The following is a 13,731-nucleotide window of genomic DNA, read 5'->3' as shown; positions in this document are numbered from 1 at the left end:
CACGAGGCATACCCTACAAACTACACCCATGTAACCTTAACTGAACGGTATTGGGGTTAAACAACGAATCCTTCCGGGCCGTGATATGAGCAGCGAGCACGCACCAATAGCGACGTGGGTCGGGTCGTTCCCTGTTTATGCCGACGGCGGTGTGTTTCTTTGTGGGGATTTGGACTTCGACGAGATGCTTGAACCTCAGCCGGTCACCTCGGTCGACTATGAGATTCTGACGACCGGAGTCGAAACGGCGTGGGTCGTGCTCCTCCGCGACGTAGCGCACATCGGCCTACGCATCGAGCTTCTCGCCGGAGCGCCACCTCCCATCAAGCCGATACATCCGCTCGTTGCCGTCCACCCCCTGGCCCCAGATGAGACAACTCGCGTGTACACGGCAGAGGCGGTACTCACGTTCACCACGCCACCCCGGTTGTGGCGCGGCGGGGTGAGCGAGGTTGGGCCCGGAGACCACCCCGTGTTCGGCACGCTTGACATCCCTCCTGGCACATACCATTTCCGGGCCTCCCTGTGGCATCAGGACAGGGTTCTCGATGAGGACCAGGACAATGACCCACCCGATCTGTATTCGGTCCAGCTCGCGATTCAGCTGTGGCCGTGAACACCACACCACGACTACCGGCTCGTGCCTGGTGTCGCTCGCCGAACGCCACTGCTCAGCGATGACGAGATGGACTCTCGGCGCAGAACGGCCACTTCTTGCGGCCGCAGGAGCAGTCATTTCCTATTCACTCAGCCTCCTTGAGGCAGAAAGGATGTGGCTGGAAACGACCAGCCGCACGGGGTTGCACAACAATGACGAAGACAGACTTCAAGAAAGAGCTGGCCTCCTACCGCGCCAGCTCCAAGGCGTTTCAGATCGTGGAGGTCCCACCACTGCAGTACCTCATGGTCGACGGCCACGGCGACCCCAACACCGCCCAGGAATACACCGACGCCGTCGCCGCACTGTACTCCGTCGCCTACAAACTCAAGTTCGCGAGCAAGAAAGAGCTCGGCAAGGATTACGCCGTCATGCCCCTCGAATCGCTCTGGTCGGCCGAGGACATGGACGCCTTCACCGACAGGCGCGACAAATCCCAATGGGACTGGACAGCCATGATCATGGTCCCCGACTGGATCACCCCCGAGATGTTCGACGCTGCGATAGCCAAGGCCGCCAACAAGAACCCGCCCGCGAGCCTCGACAGGGTGCGATTGGAGACGCTCCACGAGGGACTCTCCGTTCAGCGGCTTTACATCGGCTCCTACGACGACGAGGCCGACACGCTGGCCGAGATGCACCGCACCTTCATCCCGACTGCGGGGCTGAAACCAACGGGCAAACACCACGAGATCTACTTCAACGACTTCCGCAAGGTCGAGCCCGCGAAGCTGCGCACCATCCTCAGGCAGCCCGTCGAACGAGTGTGAAGAGGAGGCTTCTGCCTTGTCGCGCTCGGCCTACGGTCAGCGGAGCGCGGCCACTCCCATCCCGATCGCGCCGAGCAACGACAACCACAGGCGTAGCACGTTCCACGTTCCCCACGTGCGGGTGAACGTGGCCCATTCCACCGAGCCGGTGGCCAGTCGCTGATTGAGGGGTACGTTGATCGCCACCGTCGTGACGCACGCGGCGATCGCGCATACTGCACCGAACACCGCGGCGAGCCCACGAGCGTCCCGCGGGCCGGCGACGACGATCCAGACCGCCGTGGCGACCGCGAGCAGCGGGGCGAAAAAGAAGAGCGCCAGAAACGGCGGACGCTCGACAACCGAATTCATCGTGCGCATCGCGTCCGCGCCGTCGACTCCGCCCTGAACGGTGATCACTGTGGCGTAAGCGAAGTAAAAGCCTGCCAGAGTCGCGCTGAGGAGTGAGGCCAATCCGATCACTGTCTTCATAATCATGGGAACAAGCATCGGTCGATGATCTGGCGTTCTCCATGCCGAGCCATCCAGCATTCATACGCAAACGTCTAATCTGAGGTCGTGGACCCGTTGTTTCGGATGCTGTCCAGCTTGCGGGCGCAGGGCCTGTTCGCGCTGCGCCTGTCGATGACTGCGCCGTGGTCGGTCGACATCGATGACGGCGCCCCGCTCACGGTGATCGCTGTGGATCGCGGAGCGGTATGGCTCGCGGGTTCAGGACAGCCGGTGCGGCTGGTGGCGGGCCAGGTGGCGTTGGTCGCACACGGCCCGCGCTACGTTGTCGCCGACGCGCCGCAACGCCCTCCGACGGTGCGCATCATCGAAGGCGGAGTGTGTATTCCGCTCTCCGAGACGATGCGGTCCACCGCGCACCGAGGTCTGCTCACATGGGGAAATGACGACGACGGAGCCGACCAATTGCTGGTGGGCACCTATGCCCGCGTGTCGCAGGTCGGCCACCACCTCACCGAGCAGTTGCGGGACATCACGGTCCCACCACCCGGGAGCGTCGACGAAACACTACTTGCCCTACTTCGCAGCGAACTCGCCGATCCGAAACCCGGGCACAGCTTTGTCATCGATCGTCTCCTCGACGTCGTCGTTGCCTCGGTGATCCGCGCCGCGGCGCCTCTGGCCGGGCCGGGATGGCTGTCCGGCACTGTCGACCCAACCGTCGCCGGCGCGCTGGACCTGATGCACGAATCACCCGAAAAGCCTTGGTCGGTCACCTCATTGGCGGCCGCAATGCACGTCTCGCGGTCCGGACTCGCCGCGAAGTTCCGCGATGGTGTGGGCGAAACCCCGGCGCGGTATCTCGCGCGCTGGCGGATGACGCTGGCGGCCGACGCTCTCATCGCCACGGACGACGGGCTCGAAACGATCGCTCGCCGAGTCGGATACGGGTCGGCATACTCGTTCAGTAACGCATTCAAATCGGTACACGGCCAGAGCCCGGCGCACTACCGCCTCGCCCACCGGTGATGGGTGGTGCCACCACCGGTGGGCGCCGCACTGGTGACAAGACCTCCGGTTACCCGATCTGGGTGGACGGGAACACGAGCGAGCTGATCACCGCGCGATCCGGCTTGCCCTGTTCGGTCGTCGGGACGTGATCGACGATGACGATCGGGGTTCCCGCGAACTCCGGCGCCCTGGCGACGAGGTGGGCATTCAGGTCGGTGAGCACGTCTTCCCCCGAACTCGCGTCGAGGACGATCGCGGCACCGAAAGGTTGGTCGGCGCCGGCAGGTGCGGGGATCGCGACGGCATACCGCACAGCGGGATTCGAGCAGAGGACCTGCTGGAGGTCGACGGGAAACCGATCTCCTCGTGCTGTGCGCCGGCGATCCCCAGCGCGTCCGCGTATCTGCAGATAACCCTCATGGATGAGGCCGACGTCGCCGGTGTGGAACCAGCCATCGGGTAGAAAGCCGGAATTGGCGGGGCTGACACTGTAGGCGTACGCCTGCTCCGGTGTGTCTACTTCGATGAACCCGGACCGGCCGTCACGCACTGGTGTGCCGGTGTCGTCGACGACGCGCAGGCCGATGTCAGGGCGGGGTCGTCCGGCGGTCGCCAGATGTGACGAGCACAGTGTGTAGGCGGGGCCGGCGAGAATGCTGGCGAGACCGAACTCGCTGGCGCCGTAAGTGTTTGCGAGGACCGGAGAGCCGAGTCGCCTCAGCAGTTTCGTGCGCAAGGCCGGTGCGGCGTCGGCGCCGACGTGGGTCAGCATGATCAACGACGACAGGTCGGCGTCGGAAAGAGTGTCGTCGTAAGCGAATTCGACGAGCTGGGGTTCGACGAGCGTCAGGTGCGTGATGTGGCGCCGCTGCACGGTATCGATGATGACGCCGGGATCGGCGCTGCGGCGCAGTACGACAGTGCCGCCGCCGAGCAGCGTGGCGTCGACCATGGTTTGCGCGATGTAGGCGAGTGGCGTGCACACCAGTTGGCGACGACCAGGGTTGGAACCGAGATCGACCAACCTTCGGTATGCGCCGACGGAGCGGATGCTTGCCTTGGAAACCCCTGTCGTCCCGCCCGAGGCGACCACCACGCAGTCATCGTTGGCGCCGACGGTCACAGCAGGATGGACGCCGTCGACGCCCGGCTGAACGGCCAGGAGGTTGACAGCACCGTCCACCGCCCCGACCGAGAGCGCCGTCGAGGCGCCGGCCGCGGCCACCGCGTCGGCGGTCTCCGGAAACACGATGACGTGGCTGGGCGCGATGCGGGACAGAAACACGGCAAGCCGTTCGGGAGTGCCGGCACCCGGGCAGAACACCGTGACCGCGCCGATCTGCGATGCGGCCTACCGCGCAGCGATCGCAGTGGCGGTGATCGGGGCGATCAACGCGACCCGGTCGCCGGGGCGCACACCCTGTGACCACAGTGCGCGATCGAGGTGATCGATCATGTCCTGCAGCGCTTTTCCCGAGTAGATCCGGTCGTCGTCTTCGAGAACGACGGTGTCTCGGTTCTCGTCGAGACGTGCGGCAACCGCCGAGATGTAGGAGCCGTCGAACCCGGTCTCGTGGCTGGTGGTCATGGTGCGCTCCTTCCGAAGGCGGTGTCGTCGGAACCGGCAACACATGTGAGTGTGCTCGGGACTCCGATGCTCTGGGGACCGCCGATTGGCTGATCGGCCAGCGGAGTGTGCCCTCCCCCGATCGGCGGAGGTCCGAGATCCTGTGCGAAGTGAGTTGCGTGACGAAACTCGGTGTGATTACCTCGGTTGCGTGAAACAACTCGGTAGGCAGGCGCTGGTTGATGAGTTCTCGGTCAAGCCGATTGGTGAGGGCACGTGGTCGGCCGACATCGATCGCTCATGGTGGGGCTGGTCCGGTCCGCATGGCGGGGTGATCGCGGCTCTGGCTGGCCACGTGGCAGCGGCGGCCGTACCGGATCGATCGGTGCGAGCGCTCGACCTCCGATTCCTTGGACGACCTGCCGACGGTGAACTCGTCCTGACTCTCCTTGAGAAGAAGATCGGCGGCAGCACGCGCATTGTCGATGTCGGCATCACCCAGGGCGGTCGCGATGTCGCGGCCGCCACGGTGACCCTGGGCCGGGAGGGGCCGGCGTCCCCAGCCGACATCGTGGATGTGTCGGCGGATGTCGTCGCGCGTCCCGAGGACTGCGAACCATTCATGATCCCGCCCGAGATCGTCCCGATGGGTGGACATCTCGACCTACGTCCCACCGACGGCGCGCTCCCGCTGACCGGTTCGGAGGATGCCTGGATGCGGGCGTGGATCTCGACGAGAACACCGATGTCGATGGATTTCGCCTATCTCGCGCTTCTCGCCGATTGCCTTCCGCCGGGGGTCTTTCCGACGCTGTCGGCTCCCCTGGCCGTCCCGACTGTGGCGTTCTCGATGCACGCGGCCGCCGCGCTCGACGACCCGTCGCCCGCGCCCGTCCTCGTCCACACGCGGAATGTGTCGACGTCGGGAGGGTGGTCGGTCGATGACACGACCTTGCGAGATGAGTCGGGACGGTTGCTGGCCACGGCACGGCAGAGTCGGCGGGTCCTCGGCTGGCATGCCCGGTGAGTACCGCCGCGGTGTCCACCAATGGTTGTGGCGCGTCGGCCACCTCGTGCCACCGAGCCGCTCAGGGCATCTCGACTGTCTGCGCGCGGCGTAGCTCCTCGACTGCACGAGTCACATACGGGCCGTGATCGACAGCGGCCGCCGACGCCAGATCGGCAGCCACCAGGAGCGCCGCGACGACGACGTCGTTCGGTGTGGGCACCGACGTCGTTCCGTCCTCGGGCCGCTCTGCTACGCCGAGCGCGCCGGTGAGCACCACCGCGACGGCGGTGGGGTCCACCTGTGCGTTCCAGCATCCGGCGGCACTCACGGTGCGGTTGAGGACTTCGGCGATATCGTCGCCGTCGAGCCCGTCCTGATACGAGGTTTCCAGCAGCTCGCGCACCAAGTGGCCGTGTACGTCACGGGCGGCGTCGGCGTGGATCGCGAGTTCCTCGACAACGTCGAGTAATTCTTCGAGCTCATGAGTGCGTGCCGCGCCGATCCCCCGGTCGGTGGCCTCGGCGATGACTCGTGCCACCGCAGTCCAGTCGGCTGATGATCGGTAACCACTGGCCATTGACTGTTTCCTCCTGGTCGGCCGACGGATGAGTGGGCGTGCTCGTCGCAGACACTAGTCGCCACCGCCGACAACCAACGCGGACGAGACATCATCGCCGTGCAACGCTGCGGCCGACGCAATGCCATCCGGACCCGACACCGCCACGATTACGGTGTGGGCATGACACAAGTAGCACTCGTCACCGGCACCTCCTCCGGCATGGGCATGTACGCGGCGGTCGAGCTCGCTCGCCGCGGCGTGCGGGTCGTCGCCACCATGCGCGACACCGGTCGATCCGGTCGATTGCGTGACGCTGCGGCCGACGCCGGCGTGGAGCTCGACATCCGAGCGCTGGACGTGGTCGATCACACTGCCGCCGCCCGCCTGGTCGCCGAGGTGGTCAGTGACCACGGCGCGATCGATGTTTTGGTAAACAACGCGGGTCAGGGCTGTGTGGCGACCGCCGAGCAGTTGTCGATGTCGGACATCCAGGCGCAGCTGGATGTGAATTACCTTGCCCCGGTGAATCTCACGAAGCTCGTCCTGCCAGGTATGCGGGAACGCCGCAGCGGCAGCATCCTGACGGTCACGAGTGTGGGTGGCGTCGTCGGACAACCATTCGCCGACGCCTATTGCGGCGCGAAGTTCGCCGTCGAAGGATTCATGCAGTCCCTGGCGGTGGTCGCCGAGAACTTCAACCTGCATGTCGCGGTGATCGAACCGGCCGCCGTGGCGAGCGACTTCGTCTCCAACGCTGAGCGTCCCGAAGGCGCCGACGCTTACGGTCCGCTGCTCGATGCCTATCTCAGCCGAACCGCCGGTGCGTTCGCCAACGCGCAGACTGCTCAGAGCGCGGCGCTCGCCATCGCTGACGCTGCGATGACGGAGAGTTTCCGGTTCCGGTGGCAGAGTTCGGACGCCGCAACGATTTTCGCCGGTATATCGCTGGCCGATCTCGATGGCGAGCGCGTCCTGGGAGTCACCCGTACCTGGCTCACCGCCGAACAGTAGGAGATCGAAACCGTGAATACCGACGATGACGCACTCGACGATCACGAACTCGAAGCAGCCATTGCCCACGGATTCGACCAGCGGGACCGCGCGAACATGCAGCCGACGATCGCGTACTTCGAGGATCTGCTCGCGCGTCACCCCGGACACGCTGCCGTCTTGTACGAGTTGGCGGGCTCCTACGACACGGCCGGCGATGGGGTCCGGGCGGAGGCGTTGTACCGGGAAGCCTTGGCGGCCGGGCTATCCGGTGACCGCCTGGCGCGATGCCTACTCCAATACGGAAGCACCCTGCGCAACCTCGGGCGGCTTGACGAGTCTCTTGCCGTTTTCGCTGACGCGTGCCAACGCTTTCCGAGATCGCACGCGTTGCGTATCTTTCACGCCCTCAGTGTCCATGCCGACGGCCGGGCCGCGACTTCCCTCGCGATGGTGCTCGAGCTCGTGGCCGACGAGATGAGGGACGGAGACGTCCCACGCTACGAGGCGGCGATCAGAGGTAACGCGCAGTACTTACGAGATCTCGACAGCGGCGGCACCGACAGCGCATAGTACCGCTCAGCTATCCGACGCCTGATCCTCGAGATGTGCCAATGCCGCACGCGCGGTTTCGAGTTCGTGACTGAGTTCGTCGATCCTGCGTTGCGCCGCCTCGCGCGCTGCGCTGATGACCTCGTCGACGGCTGCGATGGCGGCGTCGTTGCCGAGTTCGCGCATCGCCCGCGCCACGCGATCAGCGGTCACCTCGGTCGCCCTGACGGTTTTCTTGCTGCCCTGCGACACCGAGACGGCCCAGCTTCCTGCGGGGGTTGAGGTGAGCGTGACGCTCACGGCGGCTGTCGTGGTCTTCGCTCGCCGTGGCGCCTTCGGAGCAGCGCTCGAACTCTGCGGACTCGTGTTCACGGTTCGTGGCGTCGGGGCTGCGGTGCCTGCTCCCCCGGGCCTGGATTCGGATTTCCGGGTTGTCGAGTTCGACGGGACCGGCGGCGCGGCCGGGACGGGTGGCTGTGCAGCAACCTTCGCAGGTGCAGGCCTCGCGGCTCGCTTCTGTGCCGGAGATGCGGACCCCGTTGCGGCCTGCGACCTCTGCAATTCATTCGCCTCGAAGGGCAACTGATCGTCGACGCCTTTCGGGCGCACCGTCACGACCGATCCCTCGATGGACACCACGCGAGCCGAGGTCCCGGCGTCGAGGTTGAGGGAGGGCATGGGGTCGCGCAGATAGACCGTGACCCTCTTACCCGTGGCGAGTCCGGCGGACAGCGCTGTCAGGTCGTCGGACGTCAGACCGTCCCCTTTGCGTGAACTCACGGAACCATACTCGCACATGTGTGCGACAGGGTGGTGTTCGGACCGGTATCCGCGCGTTCAGCCTGTGCGATGCGAGGCATCGATACGATGCCGGCATGCGCGAGCGGGCTCGGAGGGGCGTTGCGTGGTGGCTGTGCGGGGGCGTCGTCTCGATCGCCGTTGTTGCCGTGGCGGCGATCGGAGCAGTGCGGATACTTCATCCCGATCCGTGCGACTTGTCCCTTCCCTTTGCGGAGAAGTTAGGCCTTCGTCTGTCTCGCGATGACCACGTCGTCGCATGCGAATGGGATGGCGGGTTCCCCGATTCGGGAGGCAAGGTCGTCGTGCGCACCACATCCGCCGATACCCGCGACGCGTTGCTGGGTAGGTCTGAGGTCAGCGAAGAACTGGATCGCACATTGGTCATCGTTGACGACGGGACGTTTCACGAGGAGGTCAACCGACCGAATCTCGAACGGAGCGAGCAGGTTTACACCTCCACCGGGAAGGGCGGTCATCTATTGCAGATCAGCTATGACCCGGGCGTCGAGTCGGGTCTTCTTCTCACGGAGCTGGCGCTGGACGTGTGAATCGAACTGACACGCGCCCTTGACGCCGACCTGCAAGTCGGCAACACTTAGGCGTGTGACTAAGTATCACGGCGATGTCGACACGGTGCTCCGCGCTCTCGCGGACCCGACTCGTCGCGCCGTCGTCGAACGGTTGGCAATCTCGCCGGCCGTCGTATCCGAACTCGCGGCACCGTTCCCGATGGCGTTGCCGTCGTTCATGCAACATCTGCGGGTACTCGAAGAAGCCGGAATCATCGTGTCGCACAAGGTTGGACGGGTTCGCACCGTCAGCCTGCGCCCGGGTTCACTCGATGTGTTGCATGTCTGGCTCGGCGAGCAGCGCACCCCTGCAGAACACCAGGCCGATCGGCTCGGCATCCACCTGACCCGCACGACTCACAAGGAGACCTGACATGACCCGCGTTCGCATCGACATGTTCGTTTCACTGGACGGATACACCTCCATGGGCGGCGAATCCGCCGACAACCCGATGGGCGAGGACTGGGGGCGGCTCACCGCGTCCTACGCGGCCACCCGCACCTTTCACGAACGAGTCTTCGGCGACACCAGCGGCGCAGGCACCACCGGCGTCGACGACACTTATGCCGCAGCACATTTCGAGGGGATCGGCGCCGAGATCATCGGGGCATCGATGTTCGGGCTGCACACCTATCCCGATGACCCGGACTGGAAGGGCTGGTGGGGTGACGAACCGCCGTTCGGTACGCCCGTCTACGTCCTGAGCCACACCGCACCACGTCCCTCGATCGAGATGCAGGGCGGGACCACCTTCCATTTCCGCAGCGGCGCAGTCGACGACGTGCTCGCCGAAGCGTCCGCCGCGGCTGCTGGACTCGACGTGCGCGTCGGCGGTGGGGTGCGCACCGCCCGCGAGTTCCTGCGCGCGGGACTCGTCGACCACCTACATCTCATGGTCGCCCCGATCGTCCTCGGCCGAGGAATGCGGCTGTGGGACGACCTGCCCGCCCTCGACCGCACCCACAAGGTGACCACCGAGGTCGCCGAGAGCGGCACCATCCACGTCACCTTCACCCGATAGGACACAGATGAGCATCGAACGTCGACTCGCGCGCGCCGAATTCACCCTGACCCGCGACTATCCCGCGCCGGTGCACCGCGTCTGGGATGCCTTTGCCGATGAACAGGAGAAGCTCTCCTGGTGGGGCGGGGGCGACTCGGTGGATCCCATCGAGTGGGCCTTCGACTTCCGGGTCGGTGGTCGTGACGTCGCCGAAGGCAGATTCCACGACGGCCCGGTCTCGCGGTATGTGGCCACCTATACCGACATCGTCGAGCACAACCGCATCGTCACGACCTACGACATGTGGATCGACGGCATCCACATGTCCACGTCCGTGGCATCGCTGGAGTTCGAGTCGGTGGATGCGGGAACCCGATTCACTCACGCCGAGCACGGGGTGTTCTTCGACCGGTTCTGGGCCGACGGCCCCAACCGGGAGAAGGGCACGCGGGGCCTGCTCGATGCGCTGGGTGCTTATCTCGGCTGAGACCCTTCCGGGGCGATGAGTTCTATACGGCCGGCGTGTCGATATCTCCGACACTGCTCGCCACACTCTCCCGGAGGTCTGCCATGGGCATCATTCAGATCGAACTGTTCTCCACGCTGGATCTCGTCGGCCAATCACCCGGCGGCCCGGACGAGGATCCCGACGGCTTCCCGTACGGCGGGTGGCAGGTACCGCTGCTCAACGAGGTCAGCGGCGCGCAGGTCGTCGCCGCCTACGAGCACACCGATGCTCTACTCCTCGGTCGTCGGACGTATGACATCTTCGCCCGGTACTGGCCGAATCAGGATCCCCAGTCGTCGCCGTTCGCCAAGCTCTTCAACAGCATTCCCAAGTATGTTGCGTCAACCGGTGATCCGGAGCTGACCTGGTCGGGCTCACATCTTCTCGGACCAGACCTGGTGTCCGCCGTCGGTGAACTCCGGAACGTGCACGAGCACGTGACCGTGGTCGGCAGCCTGAATCTGGTACAGACACTCGTGCGGGAGAAGCTGTTCGATCGGCTCGATCTGTGGGTGCACCCGATCGTGCTGGGCGTGGGCAAGAAGGTGTTCGATCAGGGCACACTGCCCACCGTTCTGACTCTTCTCGATGCCGCCGACGGCCTCGCCCGGCGGAACGGTTTACCTGCAGTACGCGCGAGCCGACGGGACGCCGGGGGTCGGTGACATCGACGCCCAGTCGTGAGGACCGCGTTGCCGGCTGTCGCGGTCCTGCCCCACACCGCCGGACCGCCGCGACCCTCGGACGCTCCGGCGCCGACTATGTTTATGGGAAGCTCGACGGCTCCGGCGCGTACCGGCGCACGGGGCGGCACATAGTCAGCGGAGATTCGGGGCAGATGGACGTCGACGGTCGGCAGATCACCGTATCGGGGAGCCTGCTGCAACCGCTGTGGCGTCGCACCACCGACATCCTGCGGGTGGTGGCCGCAACGCTGATGCTCGTGGTGGTCGTGGTCGGCTCGCTCATCACCCGCAACAATTGGGTCGATCTCGAGCAGTCCATCTCCCGCATCATCGGGGTCCTGTCCCCCACCCAGGCCGATCTCGTCTACCTCGCCTACGGTCTCGCGATCCTCGCGTTACCGTTCGTGATCCTGCTGGAACTGCTCGCCGCACGTCAGTGGCGCATGTTGTGGGCCTACGGCGCCGCGGCGGCGATCACTTTCCTGTCGTTGTCCATCAGCGAGAACGGTGTCAGCGCACCCAACTGGCACTTCGACCGACACCAGCGATTCAATTCGCTTGTCTCGCAATTCCTCGACGACCCGCGATGGATCGCGATGCTCGCCGCGGTGTTGACCGTGTCCGGGCCGTGGTTGCCCGCCCGTTGGCGGCGCTGGTGGTGGACGCTGTTGTTGGCCTTCATCCCGATCCATCTCGTGGTCAGCTCCGTCGTTCCGGCCGGAGCGGTCTTCGGGTTGTCGACCGGCTGGTTGGTCGGGTCGATCGTCGTCTGGGTGGTGGGCACGCCGGCTCTGGTGGTACCGCTGGAGAGCGCGGTCCGGGTGCTGGGGCAACGGGGAATCGAGGTGACCGCGTTGTCGATCGTCACCCCGGCTGGTACCGGGCCTCTCGGGCTGGAGGCGGACTCGACGACGGACGAGTCTACGTCGGACTCGGACGACTGCGGTCACGTGGTCATCGACCTCTACGGCCCCAATCAGCACAGTGCCGGACTGCTCCGGCAGTTCGTCCGCAAGATCCGACTGCGGACCCAGGAGACCGGGCCGCTGCAGCTCTCGGTCAGCCGGATGGTCGAGCATCGCGGGCTGATGGCGATCGCCGTCGGCGATGTCGGGCTCGCCGACTCCGCTCCCGTCGCGGTCGCTTCCCTCGACCGGGGATGGACGATGTATGCCCACCGCACGCGTCGCGGCTGCGACCTGGACGCCGCGATCACCCAGACCACACCGCGGGCGCTGTGGGAGGCCCTGCAGGAACTGCATTCACACGGCATCGCGCACGGTGATCTCCGGGCAAGTCGGATCACCGTTCTCGACGGGACAGTCCTGTTCGGTGGGTTCACCCACGCCGAGTACGGCGCCAACGAGAATCGGATGGAGTCCGACATCGCCCAGATGCTCGCGAGCACCACCGAGTTGTACGGCGCCGAGGCCGCGGTCACCGCGGCCATCGATGTGCTCGGTGAGGACCGGGTCCTTGTCGCCTCCCGCCGTCTCACCAAAACCGCTCTGCCCTCCCGCATCCGGGATGGTCTCGCCGACGCGAAATCCACGCTGTCGCAGGCGCGGGAGGAGATCGTCTCGCAAACCGGCGGTGAAATCCAGGCCGCCCCGATCACCCGGTTCACCCGCAGCCAGGTCATCCAACTCGTACTGCTGGTCGCCCTCGTGTACGTGGCCTACCCGTTCATCAGCACCGTCCCGACGTTCTTCGGTGAACTGCGCAGCCTCGACTGGTGGTGGGCGCTGATGGGTTTGGTCGTGTCGATGCTCACCTATGTCGGTGCGGCCGCGGCGTTGTGGGCGTGCGCCGACGGCGTGGTCAGCTTCCGCAACCTCGTGATCATGCAGTTCGGCAACACCTTTGCCGCCACCACCACCCCGGCGGGTGTCGGCGGGCTCGCCCTGAGTACCCGGTTCCTGCAGAAGGGCGGTCTCGGCGGAGTCCGCGCGACCACGGCGGTCGCCCTGCAACAGAGTGTGCAGGTGATCGTCCATGTAGCGCTCTTGATCGTATTCACCACGCTGGCCGGAACATCGACCAACCTCGAACATTTCGTTCCCTCCACGACGGTGCTCTACCTGGTCGCCGGCGCTCTACTCGGCGTCGTCGGTGTGTTCCTCCTCGTTCCGAAGCTTCGGCATTGGCTGGGAACGTCGTTGCGGCCCAGGGTGATCGAGTTGCTGACCGACATCCTCGACGTGGCACGTGAGCCCAAGCGGCTCGGCACCATCGTCTTGGGTTGTGCCACCACGACTCTCGGCGGAGCGCTGGCACTGTGGGCCAGCGTGTACGCCTTTGGTGGGCAGACCTCGTTCGTCACCGTCACCGTGGTGACGATGATCGGCGGAACCCTGGCATCGGCCGCCCCGACGCCTGGCGGTGTCGGCGCCGTCGAGGCCGCGCTGATCGGTGGACTGGCCGCCTTCGGCCTTCCCTCGGCGGTGGCGGTACCCGCGGTGCTGCTCTATCGGGTCCTGACCTGTTGGTTACCGGTCTTCATCGGGTGGCCGGTGATGCACTGGATGACCCGCAAGAACATGATCTGAAAACACCGCATGCCCGGCCTGGAGGGCCGGGCATGCGGTGCCCTCGAA

The 13,731-nt window shown here is 65.6% G+C and carries 16 protein-coding genes and 1 pseudogene; 12 read left to right on the top strand and 5 right to left on the bottom strand.

Annotated elements, in window-relative coordinates; translation table 11 throughout:
- Positions 1 to 85 precede the first annotated feature (85 nt).
- Both P3L18_RS24040 and P3L18_RS24035 read left to right on the top strand, forming a co-directional pair.
- On the top strand, positions 86 to 616 hold the full coding sequence (locus P3L18_RS24040; protein WP_276115488.1) for a hypothetical protein: 531 nt from the start codon (positions 86 to 88) through the stop codon (positions 614 to 616).
- A gap of 194 nt (positions 617 to 810) precedes the next feature.
- Entirely contained in the window at positions 811 to 1,428 is a 618-nt protein-coding gene (locus tag P3L18_RS24035) for a GyrI-like domain-containing protein (protein ID WP_276115487.1), read from the top strand.
- A 36-nt stretch (positions 1,429 to 1,464) separates the two neighbouring features.
- On the opposite strand, the gene P3L18_RS24030 is transcribed toward P3L18_RS24035, so the two are convergent.
- Positions 1,465 to 1,905 carry an anthrone oxygenase family protein gene (locus P3L18_RS24030; RefSeq protein ID WP_276115486.1) on the bottom strand — a complete coding sequence of 147 codons (441 nt, stop codon included), beginning with the start codon at positions 1,903 to 1,905 and terminating at the stop codon, positions 1,465 to 1,467.
- A gap of 81 nt (positions 1,906 to 1,986) precedes the next feature.
- On the opposite strand from P3L18_RS24030, the gene P3L18_RS24025 reads away from it, so the two are divergent.
- Positions 1,987 to 2,907, top strand: coding sequence for an AraC family transcriptional regulator (locus P3L18_RS24025; protein ID WP_253193957.1), 921 nt, complete (start codon positions 1,987 to 1,989; stop codon positions 2,905 to 2,907).
- Between the two features lie 49 nt (positions 2,908 to 2,956).
- Here the strand turns inward: P3L18_RS24025 and P3L18_RS24020 are convergent, their stop codons facing one another.
- Positions 2,957 to 4,228, bottom strand: coding sequence for a fatty acid--CoA ligase family protein (locus tag P3L18_RS24020; protein WP_276115491.1), 1,272 nt, complete (start codon positions 4,226 to 4,228; stop codon positions 2,957 to 2,959).
- A 12-nt stretch (positions 4,229 to 4,240) separates the two neighbouring features.
- A complete protein-coding gene (locus tag P3L18_RS24015) occupies positions 4,241 to 4,477 on the bottom strand; it encodes a hypothetical protein (RefSeq protein ID WP_276115485.1) in 237 nt (78 codons plus the stop codon).
- A gap of 190 nt (positions 4,478 to 4,667) precedes the next feature.
- Between P3L18_RS24015 and P3L18_RS24010 the strand changes: the two genes are divergently transcribed.
- Positions 4,668 to 5,483, top strand: coding sequence for a thioesterase family protein (locus tag P3L18_RS24010; RefSeq protein WP_035728903.1), 816 nt, complete (start codon positions 4,668 to 4,670; stop codon positions 5,481 to 5,483).
- A gap of 61 nt (positions 5,484 to 5,544) precedes the next feature.
- On the opposite strand, the gene P3L18_RS24005 is transcribed toward P3L18_RS24010, so the two are convergent.
- Positions 5,545 to 6,042, bottom strand: coding sequence for a hypothetical protein (locus tag P3L18_RS24005; protein ID WP_276115484.1), 498 nt, complete (start codon positions 6,040 to 6,042; stop codon positions 5,545 to 5,547).
- Positions 6,043 to 6,204: 162 nt separating this feature from the next.
- On the opposite strand from P3L18_RS24005, the gene P3L18_RS24000 reads away from it, so the two are divergent.
- Both P3L18_RS24000 and P3L18_RS23995 read left to right on the top strand, forming a co-directional pair.
- A complete protein-coding gene (locus P3L18_RS24000; RefSeq protein WP_276115483.1) occupies positions 6,205 to 7,035 on the top strand; it encodes an SDR family NAD(P)-dependent oxidoreductase in 831 nt (276 codons plus the stop codon).
- 12 nt (positions 7,036 to 7,047) lie between these two features.
- Positions 7,048 to 7,587, top strand: a complete 540-nt coding sequence (locus P3L18_RS23995; protein ID WP_276115482.1) for a tetratricopeptide repeat protein — start codon at positions 7,048 to 7,050, stop codon at positions 7,585 to 7,587.
- Between the two features lie 6 nt (positions 7,588 to 7,593).
- Here P3L18_RS23995 and P3L18_RS23990 read toward each other — a convergent pair whose 3' ends face one another.
- Positions 7,594 to 8,364, bottom strand: coding sequence for a DUF6319 family protein (locus P3L18_RS23990; protein ID WP_276115481.1), 771 nt, complete (start codon positions 8,362 to 8,364; stop codon positions 7,594 to 7,596).
- A gap of 77 nt (positions 8,365 to 8,441) precedes the next feature.
- Between P3L18_RS23990 and P3L18_RS23985 the strand changes: the two genes are divergently transcribed.
- The 6 genes and pseudogenes from P3L18_RS23985 to P3L18_RS23960 all read left to right on the top strand — a co-directional run bounded on the left by P3L18_RS23985 (position 8,442) and on the right by P3L18_RS23960 (position 13,683).
- A complete protein-coding gene (locus tag P3L18_RS23985; RefSeq protein WP_006372972.1) occupies positions 8,442 to 8,915 on the top strand; it encodes a hypothetical protein in 474 nt (157 codons plus the stop codon).
- 55 nt (positions 8,916 to 8,970) lie between these two features.
- The gene (locus P3L18_RS23980; protein ID WP_276115480.1) at positions 8,971 to 9,309 is read left to right on the top strand and encodes a metalloregulator ArsR/SmtB family transcription factor; all 339 of its coding nucleotides are present in this window, start codon (positions 8,971 to 8,973) and stop codon (positions 9,307 to 9,309) included.
- A 1-nt stretch (position 9,310) separates the two neighbouring features.
- A complete protein-coding gene (locus tag P3L18_RS23975; RefSeq protein ID WP_079929756.1) occupies positions 9,311 to 9,958 on the top strand; it encodes a dihydrofolate reductase family protein in 648 nt (215 codons plus the stop codon).
- Positions 9,959 to 9,965: 7 nt separating this feature from the next.
- Positions 9,966 to 10,427: an SRPBCC domain-containing protein gene (locus P3L18_RS23970; protein ID WP_020171269.1), complete on the top strand. Its 462-nt coding sequence runs from the start codon at positions 9,966 to 9,968 to the stop codon at positions 10,425 to 10,427.
- 83 nt (positions 10,428 to 10,510) lie between these two features.
- Positions 10,511 to 11,132: pseudogene (locus P3L18_RS23965) on the top strand (dihydrofolate reductase family protein).
- Between the two features lie 154 nt (positions 11,133 to 11,286).
- Entirely contained in the window at positions 11,287 to 13,683 is a 2,397-nt protein-coding gene (locus tag P3L18_RS23960) for a lysylphosphatidylglycerol synthase transmembrane domain-containing protein (RefSeq protein ID WP_276115479.1), read from the top strand.
- The last annotated feature ends 48 nt before the right edge of the window (positions 13,684 to 13,731 follow it).

Source organism: Gordonia sp. N1V (genome assembly GCF_029269935.1).
Lineage (GTDB): Bacteria > Actinomycetota > Actinomycetes > Mycobacteriales > Mycobacteriaceae > Gordonia > Gordonia polyisoprenivorans.
Note: the sequence above shows the minus strand (reverse complement) of the source record. Positions and strands in the feature narration are given on the sequence as shown.